The 18,057-nt window shown below is 63.5% G+C and carries 16 protein-coding genes; 12 read left to right on the top strand and 4 right to left on the bottom strand.

Going from position 1 to position 18,057, the window contains the following annotated elements:
• Positions 1 to 58: 58 nt before the first annotated feature.
• The gene (locus OE747_RS01095) at positions 59 to 835 is read left to right on the top strand and encodes an enoyl-CoA hydratase-related protein (protein ID WP_263826764.1); all 777 of its coding nucleotides are present in this window, start codon (positions 59 to 61) and stop codon (positions 833 to 835) included.
• Between the two features lie 49 nt (positions 836 to 884).
• On the top strand, positions 885 to 2,438 hold the full coding sequence (locus tag OE747_RS01090; protein WP_263826763.1) for a S1 family peptidase: 1,554 nt from the start codon (positions 885 to 887) through the stop codon (positions 2,436 to 2,438).
• Positions 2,439 to 2,440: 2 nt separating this feature from the next.
• On the opposite strand, the gene bmt is transcribed toward OE747_RS01090, so the two are convergent.
• Positions 2,441 to 3,457 carry a betaine--homocysteine S-methyltransferase gene (gene bmt, locus OE747_RS01085; protein WP_263826762.1) on the bottom strand — a complete coding sequence of 339 codons (1,017 nt, stop codon included), beginning with the start codon at positions 3,455 to 3,457 and terminating at the stop codon, positions 2,441 to 2,443.
• A gap of 246 nt (positions 3,458 to 3,703) precedes the next feature.
• The gene (locus OE747_RS01080) at positions 3,704 to 4,024 is read right to left on the bottom strand and encodes a DUF1476 domain-containing protein (RefSeq protein ID WP_263826761.1); all 321 of its coding nucleotides are present in this window, start codon (positions 4,022 to 4,024) and stop codon (positions 3,704 to 3,706) included.
• Positions 4,025 to 4,184: 160 nt separating this feature from the next.
• On the opposite strand from OE747_RS01080, the gene purC reads away from it, so the two are divergent.
• From purC to OE747_RS01050, 6 genes are all read left to right on the top strand, one after another.
• Positions 4,185 to 4,943, top strand: coding sequence for a phosphoribosylaminoimidazolesuccinocarboxamide synthase (gene purC / locus OE747_RS01075; RefSeq protein WP_263826760.1), 759 nt, complete (start codon positions 4,185 to 4,187; stop codon positions 4,941 to 4,943).
• Positions 4,944 to 5,027: 84 nt separating this feature from the next.
• Positions 5,028 to 5,258: a phosphoribosylformylglycinamidine synthase subunit PurS gene (gene purS / locus OE747_RS01070; protein WP_263826759.1), complete on the top strand. Its 231-nt coding sequence runs from the start codon at positions 5,028 to 5,030 to the stop codon at positions 5,256 to 5,258.
• 3 nt (positions 5,259 to 5,261) lie between these two features.
• Positions 5,262 to 6,305 carry a zinc-dependent alcohol dehydrogenase family protein gene (locus OE747_RS01065; RefSeq protein WP_263826758.1) on the top strand — a complete coding sequence of 348 codons (1,044 nt, stop codon included), beginning with the start codon at positions 5,262 to 5,264 and terminating at the stop codon, positions 6,303 to 6,305.
• Positions 6,306 to 6,317: 12 nt separating this feature from the next.
• Complete coding sequence (gene purQ / locus OE747_RS01060; protein WP_263826757.1) at positions 6,318 to 6,986, top strand: phosphoribosylformylglycinamidine synthase subunit PurQ; 669 nt, start codon at positions 6,318 to 6,320, stop codon at positions 6,984 to 6,986.
• 36 nt (positions 6,987 to 7,022) lie between these two features.
• Positions 7,023 to 8,795 (top strand): sensor histidine kinase, encoded by a 1,773-nt coding sequence (locus tag OE747_RS01055; protein ID WP_263826756.1) that lies wholly within the window; start codon positions 7,023 to 7,025, stop codon positions 8,793 to 8,795.
• 13 nt (positions 8,796 to 8,808) lie between these two features.
• Positions 8,809 to 10,143 carry a sigma-54-dependent transcriptional regulator gene (locus OE747_RS01050; protein WP_263826755.1) on the top strand — a complete coding sequence of 445 codons (1,335 nt, stop codon included), beginning with the start codon at positions 8,809 to 8,811 and terminating at the stop codon, positions 10,141 to 10,143.
• On the opposite strand, the gene OE747_RS01045 is transcribed toward OE747_RS01050, so the two are convergent.
• The gene (locus OE747_RS01045; protein ID WP_263826754.1) at positions 10,134 to 10,877 is read right to left on the bottom strand and encodes an alpha/beta hydrolase; all 744 of its coding nucleotides are present in this window, start codon (positions 10,875 to 10,877) and stop codon (positions 10,134 to 10,136) included. The genes OE747_RS01050 and OE747_RS01045 overlap by 10 nt on opposite strands.
• 462 nt (positions 10,878 to 11,339) lie before the next feature.
• On the opposite strand from OE747_RS01045, the gene OE747_RS01040 reads away from it, so the two are divergent.
• The gene (locus OE747_RS01040) at positions 11,340 to 14,171 is read left to right on the top strand and encodes an Rne/Rng family ribonuclease (protein WP_263826753.1); all 2,832 of its coding nucleotides are present in this window, start codon (positions 11,340 to 11,342) and stop codon (positions 14,169 to 14,171) included.
• Positions 14,172 to 14,204: 33 nt separating this feature from the next.
• Here OE747_RS01040 and OE747_RS01035 read toward each other — a convergent pair whose 3' ends face one another.
• Positions 14,205 to 14,438, bottom strand: coding sequence for a sulfurtransferase TusA family protein (locus tag OE747_RS01035; RefSeq protein WP_263826752.1), 234 nt, complete (start codon positions 14,436 to 14,438; stop codon positions 14,205 to 14,207).
• A 125-nt stretch (positions 14,439 to 14,563) separates the two neighbouring features.
• Between OE747_RS01035 and OE747_RS01030 the strand changes: the two genes are divergently transcribed.
• From OE747_RS01030 to OE747_RS01020, 3 genes are all read left to right on the top strand, one after another.
• Complete coding sequence (locus OE747_RS01030; RefSeq protein ID WP_234136592.1) at positions 14,564 to 15,316, top strand: cytochrome c biogenesis CcdA family protein; 753 nt, start codon at positions 14,564 to 14,566, stop codon at positions 15,314 to 15,316.
• Positions 15,317 to 15,470: 154 nt separating this feature from the next.
• Positions 15,471 to 16,703: a hypothetical protein gene (locus OE747_RS01025; protein WP_263826751.1), complete on the top strand. Its 1,233-nt coding sequence runs from the start codon at positions 15,471 to 15,473 to the stop codon at positions 16,701 to 16,703.
• The gene (locus OE747_RS01020) at positions 16,700 to 18,052 is read left to right on the top strand and encodes a cytochrome P450 (RefSeq protein ID WP_263826750.1); all 1,353 of its coding nucleotides are present in this window, start codon (positions 16,700 to 16,702) and stop codon (positions 18,050 to 18,052) included. The genes OE747_RS01025 and OE747_RS01020 overlap by 4 nt, the downstream gene beginning before the upstream one ends.
• Positions 18,053 to 18,057 lie beyond the last annotated feature (5 nt).

Genomic DNA, 18,057 nt, shown 5'->3' with positions numbered 1-18,057 from the left:
GAGCGGTCCGAGATACGCCAGTTTGCCGATATTGAAGCTGCGACCGAGGGCCACGGAAATGGAATACGATACGATAAAATTGGACATCGCCGATGGCCTTGCGGTCTTGACCCTGAATCGCCCGGACAAGATGAACGCCTTGACCGGTCGGATGCGGGCGGAAATCACTTTTGCCATGCGGGCGGCGGCAAAAGAGGCACGCGCCGTCGTGCTGACCGGATCGGGGCGTGCCTTCTGTACCGGGCAGGACCTGGGCGATGCCGCCAGTTCGGGCAAGATCGACCTGGAACGGACCCTGCGCGACGAATACAACCCCATGCTGGAGGCGATCTATGATTGCCCGGTGCCGACCATCGCTGCGGTCAACGGCCCGGCGGCGGGGGCGGGGGCCAACCTTGCGCTGTGCGCCGACGTGGTGATCGCGACCGAAAGCGCCTATTTCTTGCAAGCCTTTGCACGGATCGGCCTGATGCCCGATGCCGGTGGCACCTGGTTCCTGCCACGGCAGATGGGACTGGCCAAGGCGATGGGGGCGGCTCTGTTTGCCGACAAGATCACCGCGCGTCAGGCCGAAAGCTGGGGCATGATCTGGGAAGCGGTCGCCGATGACGAGTTCGACGCCCATTGGCGCAAGCGCGCGGCCTATCTGGCCGACGGGCCGACTGCGGCGTTTGCCAATATCAAAAAGGCGATCCGGTCGAGCTTTGGCAAGTCGCTGCCGGATCAACTCGCGTCCGAGGCGCATTTGCAAGGCGAGTGCGGACGCACGCGCGACTTTCAGGAAGGCGTGGTTGCCTTCATGGAGAAGCGTGCCGCGAAGTTTGAAGGCCGGTGACCAATCGCCGAGTTGACAAGACAGGGGCGTGAGGCGGCATCATGTCAGCATGAGCGCGCCAACCCAACACCCGGATGCTGCCGTCCTTGAACATCTGACAGGACGCAATCGGGGACTGTATTCCTGGATCACCTCGGATGCGGTCGATATCATGCTGGATGACGACGGGATCTTACGCGCGCTGGCCGCGGGCGATATCCGGGTCTCGGGACAGGTCGTCGCCCGCATTCTGAGGCAAAAGAACGGGTTTCATCTGGTCGCGGCACCCGGTGCCCGGATCTGGGTCAACCGGCAGCAGGTCGAGGCCGTCGACCTGAGCCAGGGCGACGTCATAGAGTTCGAGGAACACGGACCGCTTTCGCGCATTCGCATCTACGATGCCCAGCACCATCGGCAAATCTCTCTGAACGATATCCTGGGCGACGCCGCAAGCTATCTGCGGACCAGTCGGCGCCCGCTCTTGCGCCGACTGTCCCGGGCCGCTGGAATGACGCTTAGCCGCGCCCTCGGCAGCCCGTCAATCCTGTTCCGCATCGGGGTTCTGATCACGCTTGGCGTCCTCGCGGTATCGGCTGGGTGGCAGTACGTTTCGGGTCGAGCCTTGCAGGAGCAGATCGAAGGCGGGCGCCTTCAGGTCGATGCTTTGGCCTCGGCCCTGGAAAAAGCCCAACGAGAGGCGATCCGGCCCGGCGATCTGAACGCGCTTCAGGACGAGATCGGGGTTCGCCTGCGCCTGAACGCAGAACGGATCGACACGCTCGAGGATCAATCCACCGCCGGGACGCGGGTCGTCTCTCTGGCAACCGGATCGGTGGTGTTCCTGCAAGGTGGATATGGGCTGCGGGTGCGGGAGACCGGGCAGATGCTGCGGCATGTCCTGGGCCGGGACGGAAACCGGTTGATTTACCCCAATGGCCAGCCTGTGCTTTCGCCGGACGGCGAGGGCCCGGTGGCCGAGGCCCAGGTGACCGGGACCGGCTTTGTCCTGCGCGGGGCAGGGGTGATTGTAACCAACCGGCATGTCGCCGCCCCGTGGGAGCAGAATTCGGCGCTTCAGTTTGGTGGTGATACGTTGGAGCCGGTGCTGACCCGGTTTATCGGCTATATGCCCGGCCGACCTGACGCGATCAATCTTTCCATACTCGCGCTCAGCGACACTGCGGATCTGGCCCTGGTGGTGCCCACGGACGTGTCGTCCTTGCCCGATGGGTTGGATCTGGCCGGAACGCTGCCGGTGCCGGGTCAGGAAGTGCTGGTGATGGGTTATCCGACCGGGCTGATGTCGATGCTCGCGCGGTCCGGCGAGCAATTTGTCGAGGAAATGCGCCTCTCCGGGCGGACGGGGTTCTGGGAAGTGGCCGAGCAACTGGCGGCCGCCGGTCTGATGTGGCCGTTGTCGAGCCGGGGGATCGTTGGGCAGATAACCCAGGCCTCGGTCGTATATGACGCCGAAACCACGCATGGTGGCAGCGGCGGACCGGTCCTGAACCTGCAAGGGCAGGTGGTGGCGGTCAACACGGCCATACTGCCGGATTTCGGCGGCTCGAACCTGGGCGTGCCGGTGGCCGAGGTGAGGGTGCTGTTGACAGCGCCCTCTCGATAAGCTCAGGCGCGGCGGCGGCGTCCGCCGCGGGCGCGTCGTTCGCCACCATCATCGCCGGTGCCGTCCGAGGCGGAGGTGAAGGCGCCCAGCGCTTCGACAATCTGCTCCAGCGTGGGCCGCTCGCCGCGCGGGGTTGAATCAAGCGCGGCCCGCATCTTGACCAGATGCTCGGGCATGGTGCCACAGCAGCCGCCGATGATCTTGGCCCCGGCATCGCGGGCCATGGTGGCATAGACCGCCATCAGATCCGGCGTGCCGTCATAGTGAATATGGCCATCAACATATTTTGGGATGCCTGCGTTGCCCTTGGAAATGATCGGCCGCTCGGTCCCCTGGGCCGCGAACCCCAGAACGGTGCGCAGGATGTCTGACGCCCCGGTGCCACAATTCGCACCAAAGGCCAGCGGCGGGTTGGGGAGACTTTCAACCAACTGGACCATATCGGCCGAGGTTACGCCCATCATGGTGCGGCCGGCGGTGTCGAAACTCATCGTGCCGCACCAGGGCATGTCCGCCAGCGCAAAGGCCTCGGCCGCGGCGCGGTATTCCTCGGGGGCGGAAATCGTTTCCAGCCACAGGACATCGACACCGCCTTCTTTCAAGCCTTCGGCCTGCTCGTGAAACATCTCGACCGCTGCGGCATGGCTCAGGTTGCCGACGGGCTGCATGATCTCGCCGGTGGGGCCGACCGAACCGGCAACGATCACCTTGCGGCCCGCCTTGTCCGCGATCTCGCGGCCCAGTTCCGCTCCGGCCCGGTTAAGTTCGCGCACACGCCCCTGCGCATCGTGCAGCTTGAGCCGCGCCGCCGTTCCGCCAAAGGTATTGGTCAGGAACAGGTCGCTGCCTGCGTCGACAGAGCCCTTGTACAGCGCGCGGATCTTGTCCTGTTCCGTTGTGTTCCACAACTCAGGCGCGTCACCCGATTGCAAACCCATCTTGAACAGGTTCGTGCCGGTGGCCCCGTCGGCGAGGATCACGTCATGGCTGGAGAGCATTGCAGAAAAGGCGTTGGTCATGTCGTTCAAGTTCCATTTCCACGGCGCCGGCGCGGCGCGATCAGACAGGAACCTGTGTCACGAATGCGTGAAAGAGGCAAACGCAAACTTCTCATCATGATGATGAAACGGGTTCAGCCCGCTGTGTTGCACCCACCATCCTGCTGGCGTGCGGTGCCGTTTCACGGACGCCTGCGCAATGCGCAAAAAGGAAAACCCGCAAAGGTCTGTCCGCGGGTTTTCTGTCAATCGGCCATGTGAGGCGATTCAGTTGCCGGCTTCGCTCATGATCTGGGCCTTGGCCGCGGGCAGCAGCTCGGCCATCTTGGCGCGAACGGTATCGGCATCCACCACGCCCTCAAGATCCTTTGCGACCTTGCGCACCACGTCTTCGTGGCCAGCTTCCTCGAAATCTGCCAGAACCACGGATTTGGCATATTCCGCGGCTTCCGCTTCGGACTTGCCCATCAGGCCCGCAGCCCAGAGGCCGAGCATCTTGTTGCAGCGGGCTTGCGCCTTGAACTGCATTTCCTCGTCATGAGCGAATTTGGCTTCGAATGCGTGTTCGCGATCGTCGAAGGTGGTCATGGGTTGCGTCCCCTGCATGAAGTGTCGTTCTTTTCTGATATGCCGCCCGACCGCCGGAACCGCAAGAGGCAGTGGTATGCTTGCGACACTGCGGCGCTTGCCTTATGAGGGCGCCATGAGGGGGGACTCATTCCCCCGTCCCAGCCTGGAAAGGTCGCACATGGCGCGTCGCAACAAGATTTACGAGGGCAAGGCCAAGATCCTCTACGAAGGCCCCGAGCCGGGTACCATCGTCCAGTATTTCAAGGATGACGCCACCGCCTTCAACGCCCAGAAGAAGGATGTGATCGAAGGCAAGGGCGTGTTGAACAACCGCCTCAGCGAGTTTTTCATGACCGGTCTGAACCAGATCGGTGTGCCGACCCATTTCATTCGCCGCCTCAACATGCGCGAGCAACTGGTGCGTGCCTGCGAGATCATTCCGCTGGAAATCATCGTGCGCAATTTTGCCGCGGGCTCGATGTCCAAGCGCCTGGGAATCGAAGAAGGCACCCAATTGCCGCGTCCGATCGTCGAGTACTGTTTCAAGAACGACGAACTGGGCGACCCGCTGGTGACCGAAGAGCATATCGCCGCCTTTGGCTGGGCCAGCCAGCAGGATATGGACGATATCCTCAGCCTGGCGCTGCGCGTAAACGACTATATGTCGGGGCTGATGTATGGCGTCGGCATCAAGCTGATCGACTTCAAGATCGAGATCGGCCGGGTCTATGAAAACGACTATCCCCGCCTGATCGTCGCCGACGAGATCAGCCCGGACAGCTGCCGTCTGTGGGATATCGAGACCGGACAGAAGCTGGACAAGGACGTGTTCCGCCGCGATCTGGGCAGCCTGACGGATGCCTATTCCGAAGTGGCACGCAGGCTCGGGGTGATCCCCAAGACCGCCAACGTGATCAAGCCGACGCTGATCAATTGAAATCACCGCCCGGGATCTGGGCTGGTTCTACCTTTCATACGCCGGGCGGGTGGTCCGGCACGCAACACCGGGGAATAGGACGAGATGAAGGCACGCGTGCATGTGATGCTCAAGAACGGGGTTCTCGATCCGCAAGGCGAGGCGGTGCGCCACGCGTTGGGGGCGATGGGGTTCGACAAGGTGACAGGTGTACGGCAGGGAAAGGTGATTGACCTTGAACTGGCAGACGGCGCAACCGAGGCCGACGTGACCGAAATGTGCGAGAAGCTTCTCGCCAACACTGTCATCGAACGTTACGAGATCGAGCTGGTCTGACCGATGCGCGCCGCGCAGCTGACCGCATGGCGCCAGCCGCTGGCGCTGACCACGCTTCCCGACCCGACGCCGGGCAAGGGCGAGGTCGTGTTGCGCGTTCTGGCCTGCGGCGTCTGTCGGTCGGACTGGCATGCCTGGACGGGTTCGGATCCCGATGTGGTATTGCCGATGGTGCCGGGGCATGAGTTCTGCGGCGAGGTGGTTGCAACGGGCACCGATGTCACGCGCTGGCGCTTGGGGGACCGGGTGATCGCCCCCTTCATCCTGGCCTGTGGCCGCTGCGGTGACTGCGCGGCGGGGCATCAGACCATCTGCGCCAATCAGCAGGTTCCGGGGTTCACCCGCGACGGTGCCTTTGCCGAGTTCATCGCGGTTCCCTTTGCCGATACCAACCTCACCGCACTGCCCGACAGCTTGCTGCCCCATGTTGCCGCGGGCCTCGGGTGTCGCGTCACCACCGCCTGGCAAGCGCTGGTGGGCCGGGCGGAGTTGCGTCCGGGCGAATGGCTGGCGGTGTTTGGTGCGGGCGGTGTCGGGATTTCGGCATTGCTTCTGGGCCGCGCACTTGGTGCGCGTGTCGCGATGGTCGACGTGGTACCCGAGAAGCTGGCCTATGCCAGCGCTCTGGGCGCGGATGCCGTGATCAACGCGTCGGACGTCGACGCCGCGCAGGCGGTGCGCGACCTGACCGGCGGCGGCGCCCATGTCGCCATCGAGGCGCTGGGGATCGCCGCCACCATGACCGGCGCCATGCGGGCCCTGCGCAAGCTGGGCCGGCTGGTGATGATCGGCATGCCGGCCGGCGAGCATACGGCCATGACCCTGCCGATGGATGTGCTCTATTCCGGGCAACTGACCCTGCAAGGCACCCGCGGCATGCCGGCCTGGCGCTATCCCTCGCTGCTCTCTTTGATTGAGGGCGGTCATCTGGATCTGTCACCGCTGGTGACCCGCACCATCACCTTGTCCCAGGCAAGCGACGAGCTTGCCGCCTTTGACCGTCCCGCCCCGCCGGGCGTTGCGGTCATTACCGATTTTCAGACCTAGGAGGTCCCGCTCATGCGTGCTGCTGTTGTCGTTTTCCCCGGATCGAACTGTGACCGGGACTTGGCCGTGGCCTTTGAACAGGCCGGATTCGATGTCACCATGGTGTGGCATAAGGATGCCAGCCTTCCGGCGGGGCTCGATATCGTCGGGGTGCCCGGCGGTTTCAGCTATGGCGACTATCTGCGTTGCGGTGCCATCGCGGCCCAATCTCCGATCTGCAAGGCCGTTGTCGAGCATACCGAACGTGGCGGTTACGCCATCGGCGTCTGCAACGGTTTCCAGATCCTGACCGAGACGGGCATCCTGCCGGGTGCTTTGCTGCGTAATGCTGGCCTGAAATACATCTGCAAGACTGTCGGGCTGAAAGTCGCGACCTCGGACAGTGCGTTCACTCAGGGCTACAATGCGGGCGACGTAATCGGTATTCCGATCGCACATCATGACGGCAACTATTATGCTGACGACAAGACGTTGGCGATGCTGCGCGATCAGGATCGCGTAGCGTTTACCTATGCCGAGAACCCCAATGGCTCGCGCGGGGATATCGCCGGTATCCTGTCCGAAAACCGCCGGGTGCTGGGAATGATGCCGCATCCCGAACGGGCGGCGGATGTCGGCCACGGTGGCACGGACGGAGCGGCGCTCTTCCGCGCACTGGCAGGCGTGCTCACGCCCGCATGACTTGAGATGCGCCCCGTGCAGGCGTAGCTTGGGCATATGAACAAGCCACACCGTCCAAATGGTGACAACACCAGCTGGATTCGCTCCGGTCAGCTTAGCTGGCGGGTTCGGCTTGCATTGGTGTTTCTGCTGGTGTCCGCCACTGCTACGGTTTGGGTCACCAACCGGCTGTTGACCGACCGTTTTACCGAAAGCACCCGCAATCGGGCCGAACTGCGACTTGCGCTCTATTCAGGCAACCTGCTGAGCGAATTGCGCCGCAACGCCATCGTGCCCCAGCTGCTGGCGCGAGATCCGACGCTGATCTCGGCGCTGCAATCCAGCAATTACTCGCAGTCCACACAGCGCCTGATTTCCTTTGTCGAGGAGATCGGTGCCGCTTCGTTGATGCTTCTCGACCGGGACGGGCGCGCGGTTGCCGCCACCGACCGCAACCGGTTGGGAGAACTGCATCGCTCCGCTGCCTATTTTGTTGAGCCGGTGCGCTCGAACGCGACGGTTTTTACCGCCTATCAACACGAGGCGGGAGGATACCGGTTCACCTATTCCCGCAGGCTCGAAGACAGTTCCGAAGTTCTTGGTGTCATCGTCGTTGAAGTGGACCTGCAAAAATTCGAGCGCGCCTGGTCCGGGATTTCGGACGCGGTGTTTGTGACCAATACCGAAGGCACCATCATCCTGTCCACCGAACCCCGCTGGCGTGGCCTGAAAGAGACCGAGGCGCTGCGCCGCCAGACGCCGGAGAATGCAATCGAGCGGGCGATACGGGTTACGGCGGATTGGACCGCGCTGCCGCCCGATGCCTATCTGCGCGGCGAGGCGGTGATGCGGATGGACAGCCGTATTCCATTTCGGGGCTGGCAGATGACGTCGTTTTCGACCTACTCGTCGATCCGGGAGCGGGTGAACGGCGTGCTGGCGCTTGAGATCATGGGATTCGCGATTCTTCTGGCGCTCAGCTTCTATGCACTCAGTCGCCGCACCGCGTTTCGCATGGCGCTGTTCCAGCGCGAGTCGGCGGAGCTTCGCGCGCTTAATGCGCGGCTACAGCGGGAAATCGCCGAGCGCGAACGAGTGCAAAAGACACTGGAAGTCGCCGAGCAGACGCTGGCACAAAGTTCGAAACTGGCGGCCCTGGGTGAGATGTCGGCGGCGGTCAGCCACGAGTTGAACCAACCGCTGGCGGCGATGAAAACCTATCTGGCGGGTGCCCGCCTGCTGCTGCGCCGCAACCGGCCTGAGGAAGCCCTGGCCAGCTTTGGCCGCATCGACGACCTGATCGAGCGCATGGGCGCGATCACCCGGCAATTGAAGTCATACGCGCGCAAGGGGCAGGAAGCGTTTTCGCCAATAAACATGGGTGAGGCATTGACCACATCGCTGTCGATGATGGAACCGCAGCTCCGCCAGAGACAGGTGCAGATCACCCAGATCCTGCCGGATCGCCCTGTGCTGGTCATGGGGGATCGGATGCGGATCGAACAGGTGATGGTGAACCTCTTGCGGAACGCTCTGGATGCCACCAAATCGGTTCGTAATCCCGAGGTCGAGATCATTCTGGCCGCAGGTGAAACCGCGACCCTGACGGTGCGGGACAATGGCGATGGCATCAAGGATTTCGAAAATATTTTCGAGCCGTTCTACACGACCAAGCAGCCGGGCGACGGAGTCGGTCTGGGGCTTGCAATCTCTTCGGGGATCGTCAACGACCTTGGTGGCCGACTGACGGCGCGCAACGGGCAGCATGGGGGCGCGGTTTTCGAAATGCAGCTCCCGATCCTGGAAGACGGTCTCGAGGCCGCAGAATGACGAGGTAACAGCGATGGCACAGGCCATGAAGATTGCGATTGTCGATGACGAGCAGGATATGCGCCAGTCGATCAGCCAGTGGCTGGCCCTGTCGGGATACGACACCGAAACCTTTGCCAGCGCCGAAGAGGCGCTGAAGATTCTTGGTCCGGATTATCCGGGGATCGTGATCTCGGACATCAAGATGCCCGGGATGGACGGGATGCAGTTCCTGCGCAAGCTGATGGGCGCCGACAGCTCGCTGCCGGTCATCATGATCACCGGTCACGGCGATGTTCCGATGGCGGTCGAGGCGATGCGCGTGGGCGCGTTCGATTTTCTGGAAAAACCGTTCAATCCGGATCGGATGTCGGACCTGGCCAAGCGCGCCAGCAATGCCCGTCGGCTGACACTGGACAACCGGGCACTGCGGCGAGAGCTGAGCGACGGGTCCCAGATCATCAAGAAGCTGATCGGGACCAGCCCCGTGATGGAGCGTCTGCGCGAGGATATCCTGGACCTGGGGCAGGCTGATGGCCATGTGCTGATCGACGGCGAGACCGGGACCGGCAAGACGCTGGTGGCCCATGCGCTGCATGCCGTGGGCAGCCGGGCGGGCAAGAAATTCGTTCTGGTTTCCTGTGCTGCTCTCGAAGAAGAGGCATTGGCAAAGCGGCTGTTCGGCCCGATGAACCCGGAGGACGCGCAATTGCCGGCGATCGAGGAAGCGCGCGGTGGAACGCTGGTGCTGGAAGACGTGGAATCCTTGAGCGATACGCTTCAGGCTAAGCTCTTGTCGGTGATGAACGAGCAAGGGACCCCCGCCGAGACACGGATCATCGCGATTTCGAACCTGCAAGAGGCCGGAAAGACCAGCGAGGATGTGTTGCGTCCGGATCTGTTCTACCGGCTTGCGGCGCTGCGCCTGACGATGCCGCCGCTGCGCCAGCGGGGCGAGGATATCCTGACGCTATTCACCCGGCTCAGCGAGCAGTTCGCCGAGGAATACGGCTGTGACGCGCCGCAGGTCAGCGCGCAGGAGGCCGCGCAGCTGTTGCAGGCCCCCTGGCCGGGTAACGTGCGCCAGCTGATCAACATCGCGGAACGTGCTGTGTTGCAGGCGCGGCGTGGCTCGGGGACAATCGCCTCGCTTCTGATGTCCGATCACGAGGACATGCAGCCGGTGATGACGACGGAGGGCAAGCCGCTCAAGGAGTATGTTGAGGCCTTCGAGCGCATGCTGATCGACAATACGATGCGCCGCCACAAGGGCTCGATCGCGGCGGTGATGGACGAATTGTGCCTGCCGCGCCGGACGCTGAACGAAAAGATGGCGAAATACGGTTTGCAGCGGTCAGACTACCTCTGACCAGCGCCTTCGGCGACGGCTTCAAGGAGGTCAGTCAGAGCATCCGGGGCGCTGTTCGCCACATCATGGGTGCCCGGCAGAGTCAGATGGGTCCAACCAGCAATCCCCTGGGCGTTGCGCGCCAGTCCCGCCAGCGGGCTGTCGCTCATTGATACCGCGTAGCGCGCCGGTTCGGGCGGGAGGGCGCCGTTGATCAAAACGACGGCCCCCGTGAGACTGGCCAGGCTTTGCGGCCGGATCCGGTCGCCATAGCGGTTGCGCAACGCCGCCGGGGCGGGCCACAGACCGGCGTCGACGATACCCGGGGCGTTGACGACCAGGTACTCCAGCGTTTGCGTATCGGCCGGGATCACCTTGGGTGGCGAGGCAATCGGCAACGGCCCCTCGATCATGACGACCGAACGGACAGTGGCGCGCGTCCGGTCCCAGGCTGCGGTTGCGATGCGCACCCCGGCGCTATGGGCCGCCAGAACAACCGGCCCGCCGGCAGCCTTGATGACCCGCGCCAGTCGATCCGCCAAAGCGTCAACGCCGATTGCAGCATCTGTCGCCGGTAGATCCGGGGCATGGGTGGCGATCCCGCGCGCGTTCAGGCGTGCCTCTACCGGTTGCCAGTACCAACCGCCAACCCAGGCGCCGTGGACAAGAACAATCTCGACGGGCGCCATTGCGCGAGGCAGGCGCGGCAGGACCAGCGCGGCGGCCCCGGTAACAATAACCGATCTTCGGTCCATCGCCCCATGCTTGTCCGAGAGTCTGCCCGGGTCAAGCGGGCGTCGATGCAAAGATGCACTTTGCCCATTGTCTTTTCCACAGCTCTGCTTTTAATGTGGTCGGACGGGCCGGGCGCTTTGAGACCACGCGCCCGCACCCTGAGAGTTTCGCTGCTCTGCCCCCGTTGGCACAGATCCCGGAGACAAAGCAGACCGATTGGCCCCGTGAAGGGGCGTGCAAATACCTTCGCCCAGAAATCGGGTGACGGGAATTAACGGGCGGGTCTGGAATGTTCCGGCCTGTCGGAGAAGAACCGCGATGACGCGCGCGCGAAGAGTCAATGGACCAGCAGGGGGCCTCACGGCAATACCTTGCCGCGCGCGGTCGCTTATCGCCCAGACAAGACACCCCTCAGACATTGTTCGCTTGGCAACCGCAAGGCCGCCCGGGCGTTCAGTTGTGACCGGGTGCATCAAGGACACATGGCAAAGAAGATGCTTATCGATGCCACCCACTCGGAAGAGACCCGGGTTGTGGTGGTTGATGGAAACAAGGTCGAAGAGTTCGATTTTGAATCCGAAAACAAACGTCAGCTAGCTGGCAATATCTATCTGGCAAAAGTAACGCGGGTCGAACCCTCGCTTCAGGCCGCATTTGTAGACTATGGCGGAAATCGCCATGGCTTTCTGGCCTTCTCTGAAATCCATCCTGACTACTATCAGATTCCGGTCGCCGACCGTCAGGCCCTGATGGAAGAGGAGCGCGCCTATGCCGAGGCGCAGCGCGCCCGCGACGAGGACGAGGACAAGCCCAAGCGCAGCCGCAGCCGGTCGCGCAGCAAGGCCGCTGCTGTAAAATCCGACGACCCGGTCGAGGTCATGGAACTGGCCGAGGCCGAAATCAGCGGCATGGAAACCATCGACCTGAGCGACGAGGGCACCGACGAGATCGACGTGCCCGAGGGCGAGTCGCCGATGGAGCGTGTGGCAGAAACCCCGGTCGAGGAACCGGAAGACGCTGGCGCCGATGCGCGCGACGTCGAAGACACCGAGGACGATCACGATGCCGACGAGGGCCAGGCCCCGTCGGACGCCGCCTCAAAGGATGACAGCATCGAATCCATCGCGGAAGAGGATGATGTCGAAGACCTGCGCCCGCCGCGCAAACCGCGCCCGCGCAAGTACAAGATTCAGGAAGTGATCAAGGTCCGCCAGGTCATGCTGGTACAGGTGGTCAAGGAAGAGCGCGGAAACAAGGGTGCCGCGCTGACGACATACCTGTCTTTGGCAGGCCGCTATTGCGTCCTGATGCCGAACACGGCGCGCGGCGGCGGGATCAGCCGCAAGATCACCAATGCCGTTGATCGCAAGAAACTGAAAGAGATCGCCGCCGAGATGGACGTGCCCCAGGGCGCGGGCCTGATCGTGCGGACCGCGGGCGCCAAGCGCACCAAGGCCGAGATCAAGCGTGATTATGAATACCTTCAGCGGATGTGGGAACAGATCCGCGAACTGACGCTGAAATCCATTGCGCCCGCCAAGATCTATGAAGAGGGCGACCTGATCAAGCGTTCGATCCGCGACCTTTACAACCGCGATATCGACGAGGTTCTGGTCGAGGGCGAAGGCGGCTACCGCATCGCCAAGGACTTCATGAAGATGATCATGCCGAGCCACGCCAAGAACGTGCAGCGGTACGAGGATCAGTTGCCGCTGTTCGCGCGCTTCCAGGTGGAAAGCTACCTGAACTCGATGTTCAACCCGACGGTGCAGTTGAAATCCGGTGGCTATATCGTGATCGGCGTGACCGAGGCGCTGGTGGCGATTGACGTCAACTCTGGCCGGGCCACCAAGGAGGGTTCGATCGAGGAGACCGCGCTCAAGACCAACCTGGAGGCTGCTGACGAAGTGGCCCGCCAATTGCGCCTGCGCGATCTGGCCGGTCTGATCGTGATCGACTTCATCGACATGGACGAGCGCAAGAACAACGCCGCCGTCGAAAAGCGCCTGAAGGACAAGCTTAAATCCGACCGTGCCCGCATTCAGGTGGGCCGGATATCGGGCTTTGGTCTCTTGGAGATGAGCCGCCAGCGTCTGCGCCCCGGCATGATCGAGGCCACGACGCAGCCGTGCCCTTCGTGTCACGGCACCGGACTGATCCGTTCCGACGACAATATGGCGCTGAGCATTCTGCGTCAGATCGAAGAGGAAGGCACCCGCCGCCGCTCGCGCGAGGTGCTGGTGCGTTGCCCCGTTGGCATTGCCAACTTCCTGATGAACCAGAAGCGCGAGCATATTGCGCAGATCGAGGCGCGCTATGGCATGTCCGTGCGCATCGAAGGCGATCCGCATCTGGTCAGTCCGGATTTCAGCCTTGAGAAGTTCAAGACCGCGACCCGGGCGGTACCACAGGTGCAGGCGCCGGTCGTTTCGGTCGATACCAGGCTGATGGAGCAGATCGACGCGGACGAGGCCGCCGAGGACGAGGACGACAACGACGAAGTGCGGACCGAAACACCGGGCGAAGGGGACAGCGAAGGCAAACCCAAGCGCAAACGGCGTCGGCGGCGTCGGCGCAAGAGCGGTGGCAACGGGAATGAAGACAGCACTTCCGAAACAGAAAACGGTGACGACGAGAGCGAGGACGTAGGTGCAAGCTCTGAGATTGAGGCCGAAGGCGAAGCGGCTGAAGCAGAGACCGGGTTGGATGCCACATCGGGCACAGACGACACCGTCGAAAGCAAGACCACGGCGCCGCGCAAACGTACCCGCAGCCGCAAGAAATCGACCAAGGCCGAAGCAGCGGTTGACGAGGCAGTGACGGAGGAGGCCGCGATCGCGGCAAATACCGAGGTCGAAGAGGAGGCCGCGCCCAAGCCTGCGAAGAAACCCGCCAAGCCGCGCAAACCACGCAGCAGCAAGAAGGCAGAGACCCCGGCGGGAGCCGATGATGCAGACGCGGCGGTTGAGGCCCCCGTGGAACCGGCGTCGGTCGAACAGAATGCCGTGGTCGAAACCCCAGCGGGCGAGACCGAGGCCGATGAACCGCCGGTTGTCGAGGCCGCGTTGGAACCGACCGCGTCCGGGACCGAAACTGTCGAGGCAACCTCCGCGCCGGAACCCGTTGCGGCTCCTGCCGAAGTTCTGGCGGAAGATGTATCACAGCCTACCGGAGACGCTCCGGCGGCATCTGCCGAACCGGTCATCGCGAAAGAGGAACAGGCTGAGCCGGAGCTGGTTGCGGCCGAAGCTGAAGCTGAACCCGAGAGCCCGCCGAAACCCAAACGGCGTGGGTGGTGGTCTCTGGGCCAATAAGACTGCAAAGGCGGGCTCTCGGGCCCGCCTTTTTCATTCCGCCCGGCGGATCAGATATACTTGGTGACCGGAAGACTCGTCCTGTGCGATCAGCACATGACCCGCTTCGGTGCAGAAATGCGGCACGTCGATCACCGCAGCCGGGTCGTCGGCCAACAGCCGCAGCACCGCGCCCGGCGCCATGGATTTCAGCCGCTTGCGGGCCTTGAGCACGGGCAGGGGGCAGAGCAACCCGAGCGCGTCGAGGGTCTCGATTTCTTCGGTCATGCTTAGCAGATACGCCCGGCCCGCGCGCCTGTCCAGCGCCGGGTGTTAAGCTGAAACATATTGGCCACGAGGATGTGACCGCATGGCCCCGTGACGTGGCGCGCGCGATACCTTATGTGCAGATCATGTTTGGAATAGAGATCATCGATGCGGGGCTATTGCCCGCCATGTTCGTGGCGCTCCTTGGCGGGATCGTCAGCTTTCTCAGCCCCTGTGTGCTGCCCATCGTGCCGCCCTATCTGGCCTATATGAGCGGGGTAAGCCTGGGCGAGATTCAGGATCAGGCTGCCGCCCGGCGCAAGGCGACGCTGGCGGCGCTGTTCTTTGTGTTGGGCCTGTCGACCGTCTTTCTGCTCTTGGGGTTCACGGCTTCGGCCTTTGGTGCCTTTGTGCTGTCCAATCAGGAACTGTTCGCAAAGGTCTCGGGCGTGGTGGTCATCGTCTTTGGCCTGCACTTCCTGAGTGTCTTTCGCATTCCGTTGCTGGATCGCGAAGCGCGGATGCAGACCGGCGATGCCGGTGGTTCGGTGTTTGGGGCCTATGTGCTGGGTCTTGCCTTTGCCTTTGGCTGGACCCCCTGTATCGGGCCGCAGCTGGGCGCGATCCTGTCGCTGGCGGCGTCCGAGGCCTCGGTGGCGCGCGGCACGCTGTTGCTGGGTGTTTATGCGGCGGGGCTGGGGGTGCCATTCTTGCTGGCGGCCATGTTCCTCAGCCGCTCAATGGCGGTGATGAACCGGATCAAGCCGCATATGGGGCTGATCGAAAAGGTGATGGGCGGGCTGTTGCTGTTTGTCGGCATCATGCTGGTCACGGGCCTCTTCACCCAGTTCAGCTGGTGGCTACTGGAGACCTTTCCGGCGTTGGCGGTGCTGGGCTGAGCGGGGCCGGGGGGCTGTCTGCCCCCCGCCGTCGGGCCGTTGGCCCGCCGCCCCCCGAGAGTACTTGCAACCAGAAAGAAGCAGCAGGATTGTCACCGCGTGGGCTTAATCTTGCCCCAGTGATCGGCTAGGCTCGGACCAAAGAGGTCGAGCCATGAGCAGTGTTCCATCCGCAGGTCAGGTGCGCCGACGCCGGGTGTTCTATATCCCCGGCTACGATCCGATTCATCCCCGCCGTTATCGCGAGCTCTATCGCAAGGAAAGCGCCGAGCAGGCGCGGATCTCGGGTTATTCCGTGACGCTGAAGCCCAAGACCACCAAGGGTCCTTATGGCTGGCATGTCAGCTCCGAACAGGAGGGTGGGGCGGTTGAGGCGGATGTGGAGGTGCTGGTCTGGTCCGATATCGTGCGGGGCAGCATGTCGAACTCGATCCCGGCCACCTATGCGCAGCTGGCCCGCACCGCTTGGACCTATATCGCCTCGGGCGTGCTGTGGCGGTTGATGCGGCTGCGGAAGGGGCCGGTGATTGCCGCGCTTTACCCGGTCGGGATGCTCTTGGCGCAGCTACTGGCGGCGCTGCTGCTGGTCTGGCTGGGTTGGCGGCTGGGCGGGGTGACCGGATGGCCGTTTGCCGCACTGGCCGGTATGGCAGCTGGCGCGGGCGCGGGGGTCTACCTGCTGCGCTGGTTTCGATCCAAGGACGGCACCTTCTTTGCCTATTACCTGATGCATGACTATGCCTATTCGGCGCGCTGGCGCGGTGCCAACCCGCCCGAACTGGAGGCGCGGATCGGTGATTTCGCCGAGCGGATCGCCGGGGCGCTGGCCAGCGATGTGGACGAGGTGCTGGTGGTGGGTCATTCCTCGGGCGCGCATGTGGGCGTGTCGGTGCTGGCCGATCTGATCCGCGCGGGAAGGGTGCCCGCGGACGGTCCGGCGCTGGGGTTTCTGACCCTGGGGCAGGTGGTGCCGATGGTGTCGTTCCTGCCCGAGGCGCAGCGGCTGCGCGCCGATCTGCACTTTCTCTGCACCCGCGACGAGCTGGCCTGGGTCGATGTCTCGGCCCCGGGCGATGGTTGTGCATTCGCGCTGTGTGATCCGGTTGCGGTCAGCGGCGTTGCCCCGGTAACGGGCAAGCGCTGGCCGCTGGTGCTGTCGGCGGCCTTTACTCAGACGCTCAGCCCGGCCCGTTGGTCCGAGCTGCGCTGGCGCTTTTTCCGGCTGCATTTTCAGTATCTCTGCGCCTTTGACCGGGTTGGGGATTACGACTATTTCCGCATCACCGCCGGGCCGGAGACTTTGGCCACGCGCTATCGCAACCGGGCGCCGTCGAAATCGCTGATCGACCGGGCGGTGAGCAAGTATACCGATATGGGCGCCGCATGATCCCGCCCAAACCCCCCGCGCGTCCGGACAAGGTGTCGCTCTGGCGGTACCTGAAACTGTTCCGCCAGGACCTGTTGTCGGCGCAGCCCGCGCGGCTTTACCGCGCCTGGATGGCCGAGTTCCGCACTCCCTTCTTTCGCTCGTATCTGGTGAACCAGCCCGATCTGGTGGACACGGTGCTGAAGGGGCGGCCTGACGATTTTCCCAAATCCAACCGCATCAGCGAAGGGTTGCGGCCGCTGTTGGGCAATTCGGTCTTTCTGACCAATGGCGCGACCTGGAAACGCCAGCGGCGCATCATCGACCCGGCATTTGAGGGCGGGCGCCTGCGCGATACCTTTCCCGCTATGTGGGCGGCGTCCGAGGCGGCGGTGAACCGGCTGGCGGAACAAGCCGGACAGGAGACCGAGATCGAAGAGGTCACCAGCCACGCGGCGGCGGATGTGATTTTCCGCACCCTGTTCTCGATCCCGATCGAACATGAGGTGGCGGCGCAGGTGTTCACCCGGTTTCGGGCCTATCAGCGGGCGCAGCCGCTGCTGAACCTTGCGGCCTTTGTGCCGGTACCGCGCTGGGTGCCCCGGTTCCATTCGCGAGAGACCCGACGGAACGCGGCGGTGATCCGGGGGCTGATCCGGCAGTTGACCGATACCCGGATGGAGGAGATCCACGCCGGTACCGCGCCCGACGATCTGGCCACCAAGATCATGACCACAACCGATCCGCAGACCGGCGACCGGTTCGACACGGACGAGATGGTCGATCAGGTGGCGATCTTTTTCCTGGCCGGGCATGAAACCAGCGCCTCGGCGCTTGCCTGGACGCTGTACCTGATGGCGCTTTACCCTGACTGGCAGGAGAAACTGGCGGAGGAGGCGCGGGTACTGGACGGCGCGCCGGATTTCAGCGTGATGTCGAAACTGCGCCTCAGCCGCGATGTGTTCCGGGAGGCGCTGCGCCTGTATCCGCCGGTGCCGATGATGGTGCGCGAGACGACTTGCGCTGAGCACTTTCGTGACCGCGATGTGCCCAAGGGCGCGCAGATCGTGCTCAGCCCCTGGCACCTGCACCGGCATGAGCGCCTGTGGGAGCGGCCCGACGACTTCGACCCCACCCGCTGGCAGACCGAGAATGGCAAGACCTGCCAGCGCACTGCCTATATGCCGTTTTCGGCCGGGCCGCGTGTCTGCACCGGGGCGGGGTTTGCCATGGTCGAGGGGCCGTTGATCCTGTCGATGCTGCTCAGCCGGTTCCGGTTCGAGCGGATCGCGGGGCGCGAGCCGGTTCCGGTGGCGCATCTGACCGTGCGGGCCGCGGATGGTATCTGGCTGCGCGTCCTTGAGCGCTAACATCC

The organism is Ruegeria aquimaris, from assembly GCF_025751555.1.
Taxonomy (GTDB): Bacteria; Pseudomonadota; Alphaproteobacteria; order Rhodobacterales; family Rhodobacteraceae; genus Ruegeria_B; species Ruegeria_B aquimaris.
This window is presented reverse-complemented; position numbering and strand designations above follow the sequence as displayed.

What these genes read in the sequence shown, in the direction of transcription:
- OE747_RS01045 (WP_263826754.1), bottom strand. Translation starts at nt 10,877, where the DNA reads ATGGACCGAAGATCGGTTATTGTTACCGGGGCCGCCGCGCTGGTCCTG.
- OE747_RS01040 (WP_263826753.1), top strand. Translation starts at nt 11,340, where the DNA reads ATGGCAAAGAAGATGCTTATCGATGCCACCCACTCGGAAGAGACCCGG.
- purQ (WP_263826757.1), top strand. Translation starts at nt 6,318, where the DNA reads ATGCGTGCTGCTGTTGTCGTTTTCCCCGGATCGAACTGTGACCGGGAC.
- OE747_RS01050 (WP_263826755.1), top strand. Translation starts at nt 8,809, where the DNA reads ATGGCACAGGCCATGAAGATTGCGATTGTCGATGACGAGCAGGATATG.
- OE747_RS01020 (WP_263826750.1), top strand. Translation starts at nt 16,700, where the DNA reads ATGATCCCGCCCAAACCCCCCGCGCGTCCGGACAAGGTGTCGCTCTGG.
- OE747_RS01065 (WP_263826758.1), top strand. Translation starts at nt 5,262, where the DNA reads ATGCGCGCCGCGCAGCTGACCGCATGGCGCCAGCCGCTGGCGCTGACC.
- OE747_RS01055 (WP_263826756.1), top strand. Translation starts at nt 7,023, where the DNA reads ATGAACAAGCCACACCGTCCAAATGGTGACAACACCAGCTGGATTCGC.
- OE747_RS01025 (WP_263826751.1), top strand. Translation starts at nt 15,471, where the DNA reads ATGAGCAGTGTTCCATCCGCAGGTCAGGTGCGCCGACGCCGGGTGTTC.
- bmt (WP_263826762.1), bottom strand. Translation starts at nt 3,457, where the DNA reads ATGACCAACGCCTTTTCTGCAATGCTCTCCAGCCATGACGTGATCCTC.
- purS (WP_263826759.1), top strand. Translation starts at nt 5,028, where the DNA reads ATGAAGGCACGCGTGCATGTGATGCTCAAGAACGGGGTTCTCGATCCG.
- OE747_RS01030 (WP_234136592.1), top strand. Translation starts at nt 14,564, where the DNA reads ATGTTTGGAATAGAGATCATCGATGCGGGGCTATTGCCCGCCATGTTC.
- OE747_RS01035 (WP_263826752.1), bottom strand. Translation starts at nt 14,438, where the DNA reads ATGACCGAAGAAATCGAGACCCTCGACGCGCTCGGGTTGCTCTGCCCC.
- OE747_RS01080 (WP_263826761.1), bottom strand. Translation starts at nt 4,024, where the DNA reads ATGACCACCTTCGACGATCGCGAACACGCATTCGAAGCCAAATTCGCT.
- OE747_RS01090 (WP_263826763.1), top strand. Translation starts at nt 885, where the DNA reads ATGAGCGCGCCAACCCAACACCCGGATGCTGCCGTCCTTGAACATCTG.
- OE747_RS01095 (WP_263826764.1), top strand. Translation starts at nt 59, where the DNA reads ATGGAATACGATACGATAAAATTGGACATCGCCGATGGCCTTGCGGTC.
- purC (WP_263826760.1), top strand. Translation starts at nt 4,185, where the DNA reads ATGGCGCGTCGCAACAAGATTTACGAGGGCAAGGCCAAGATCCTCTAC.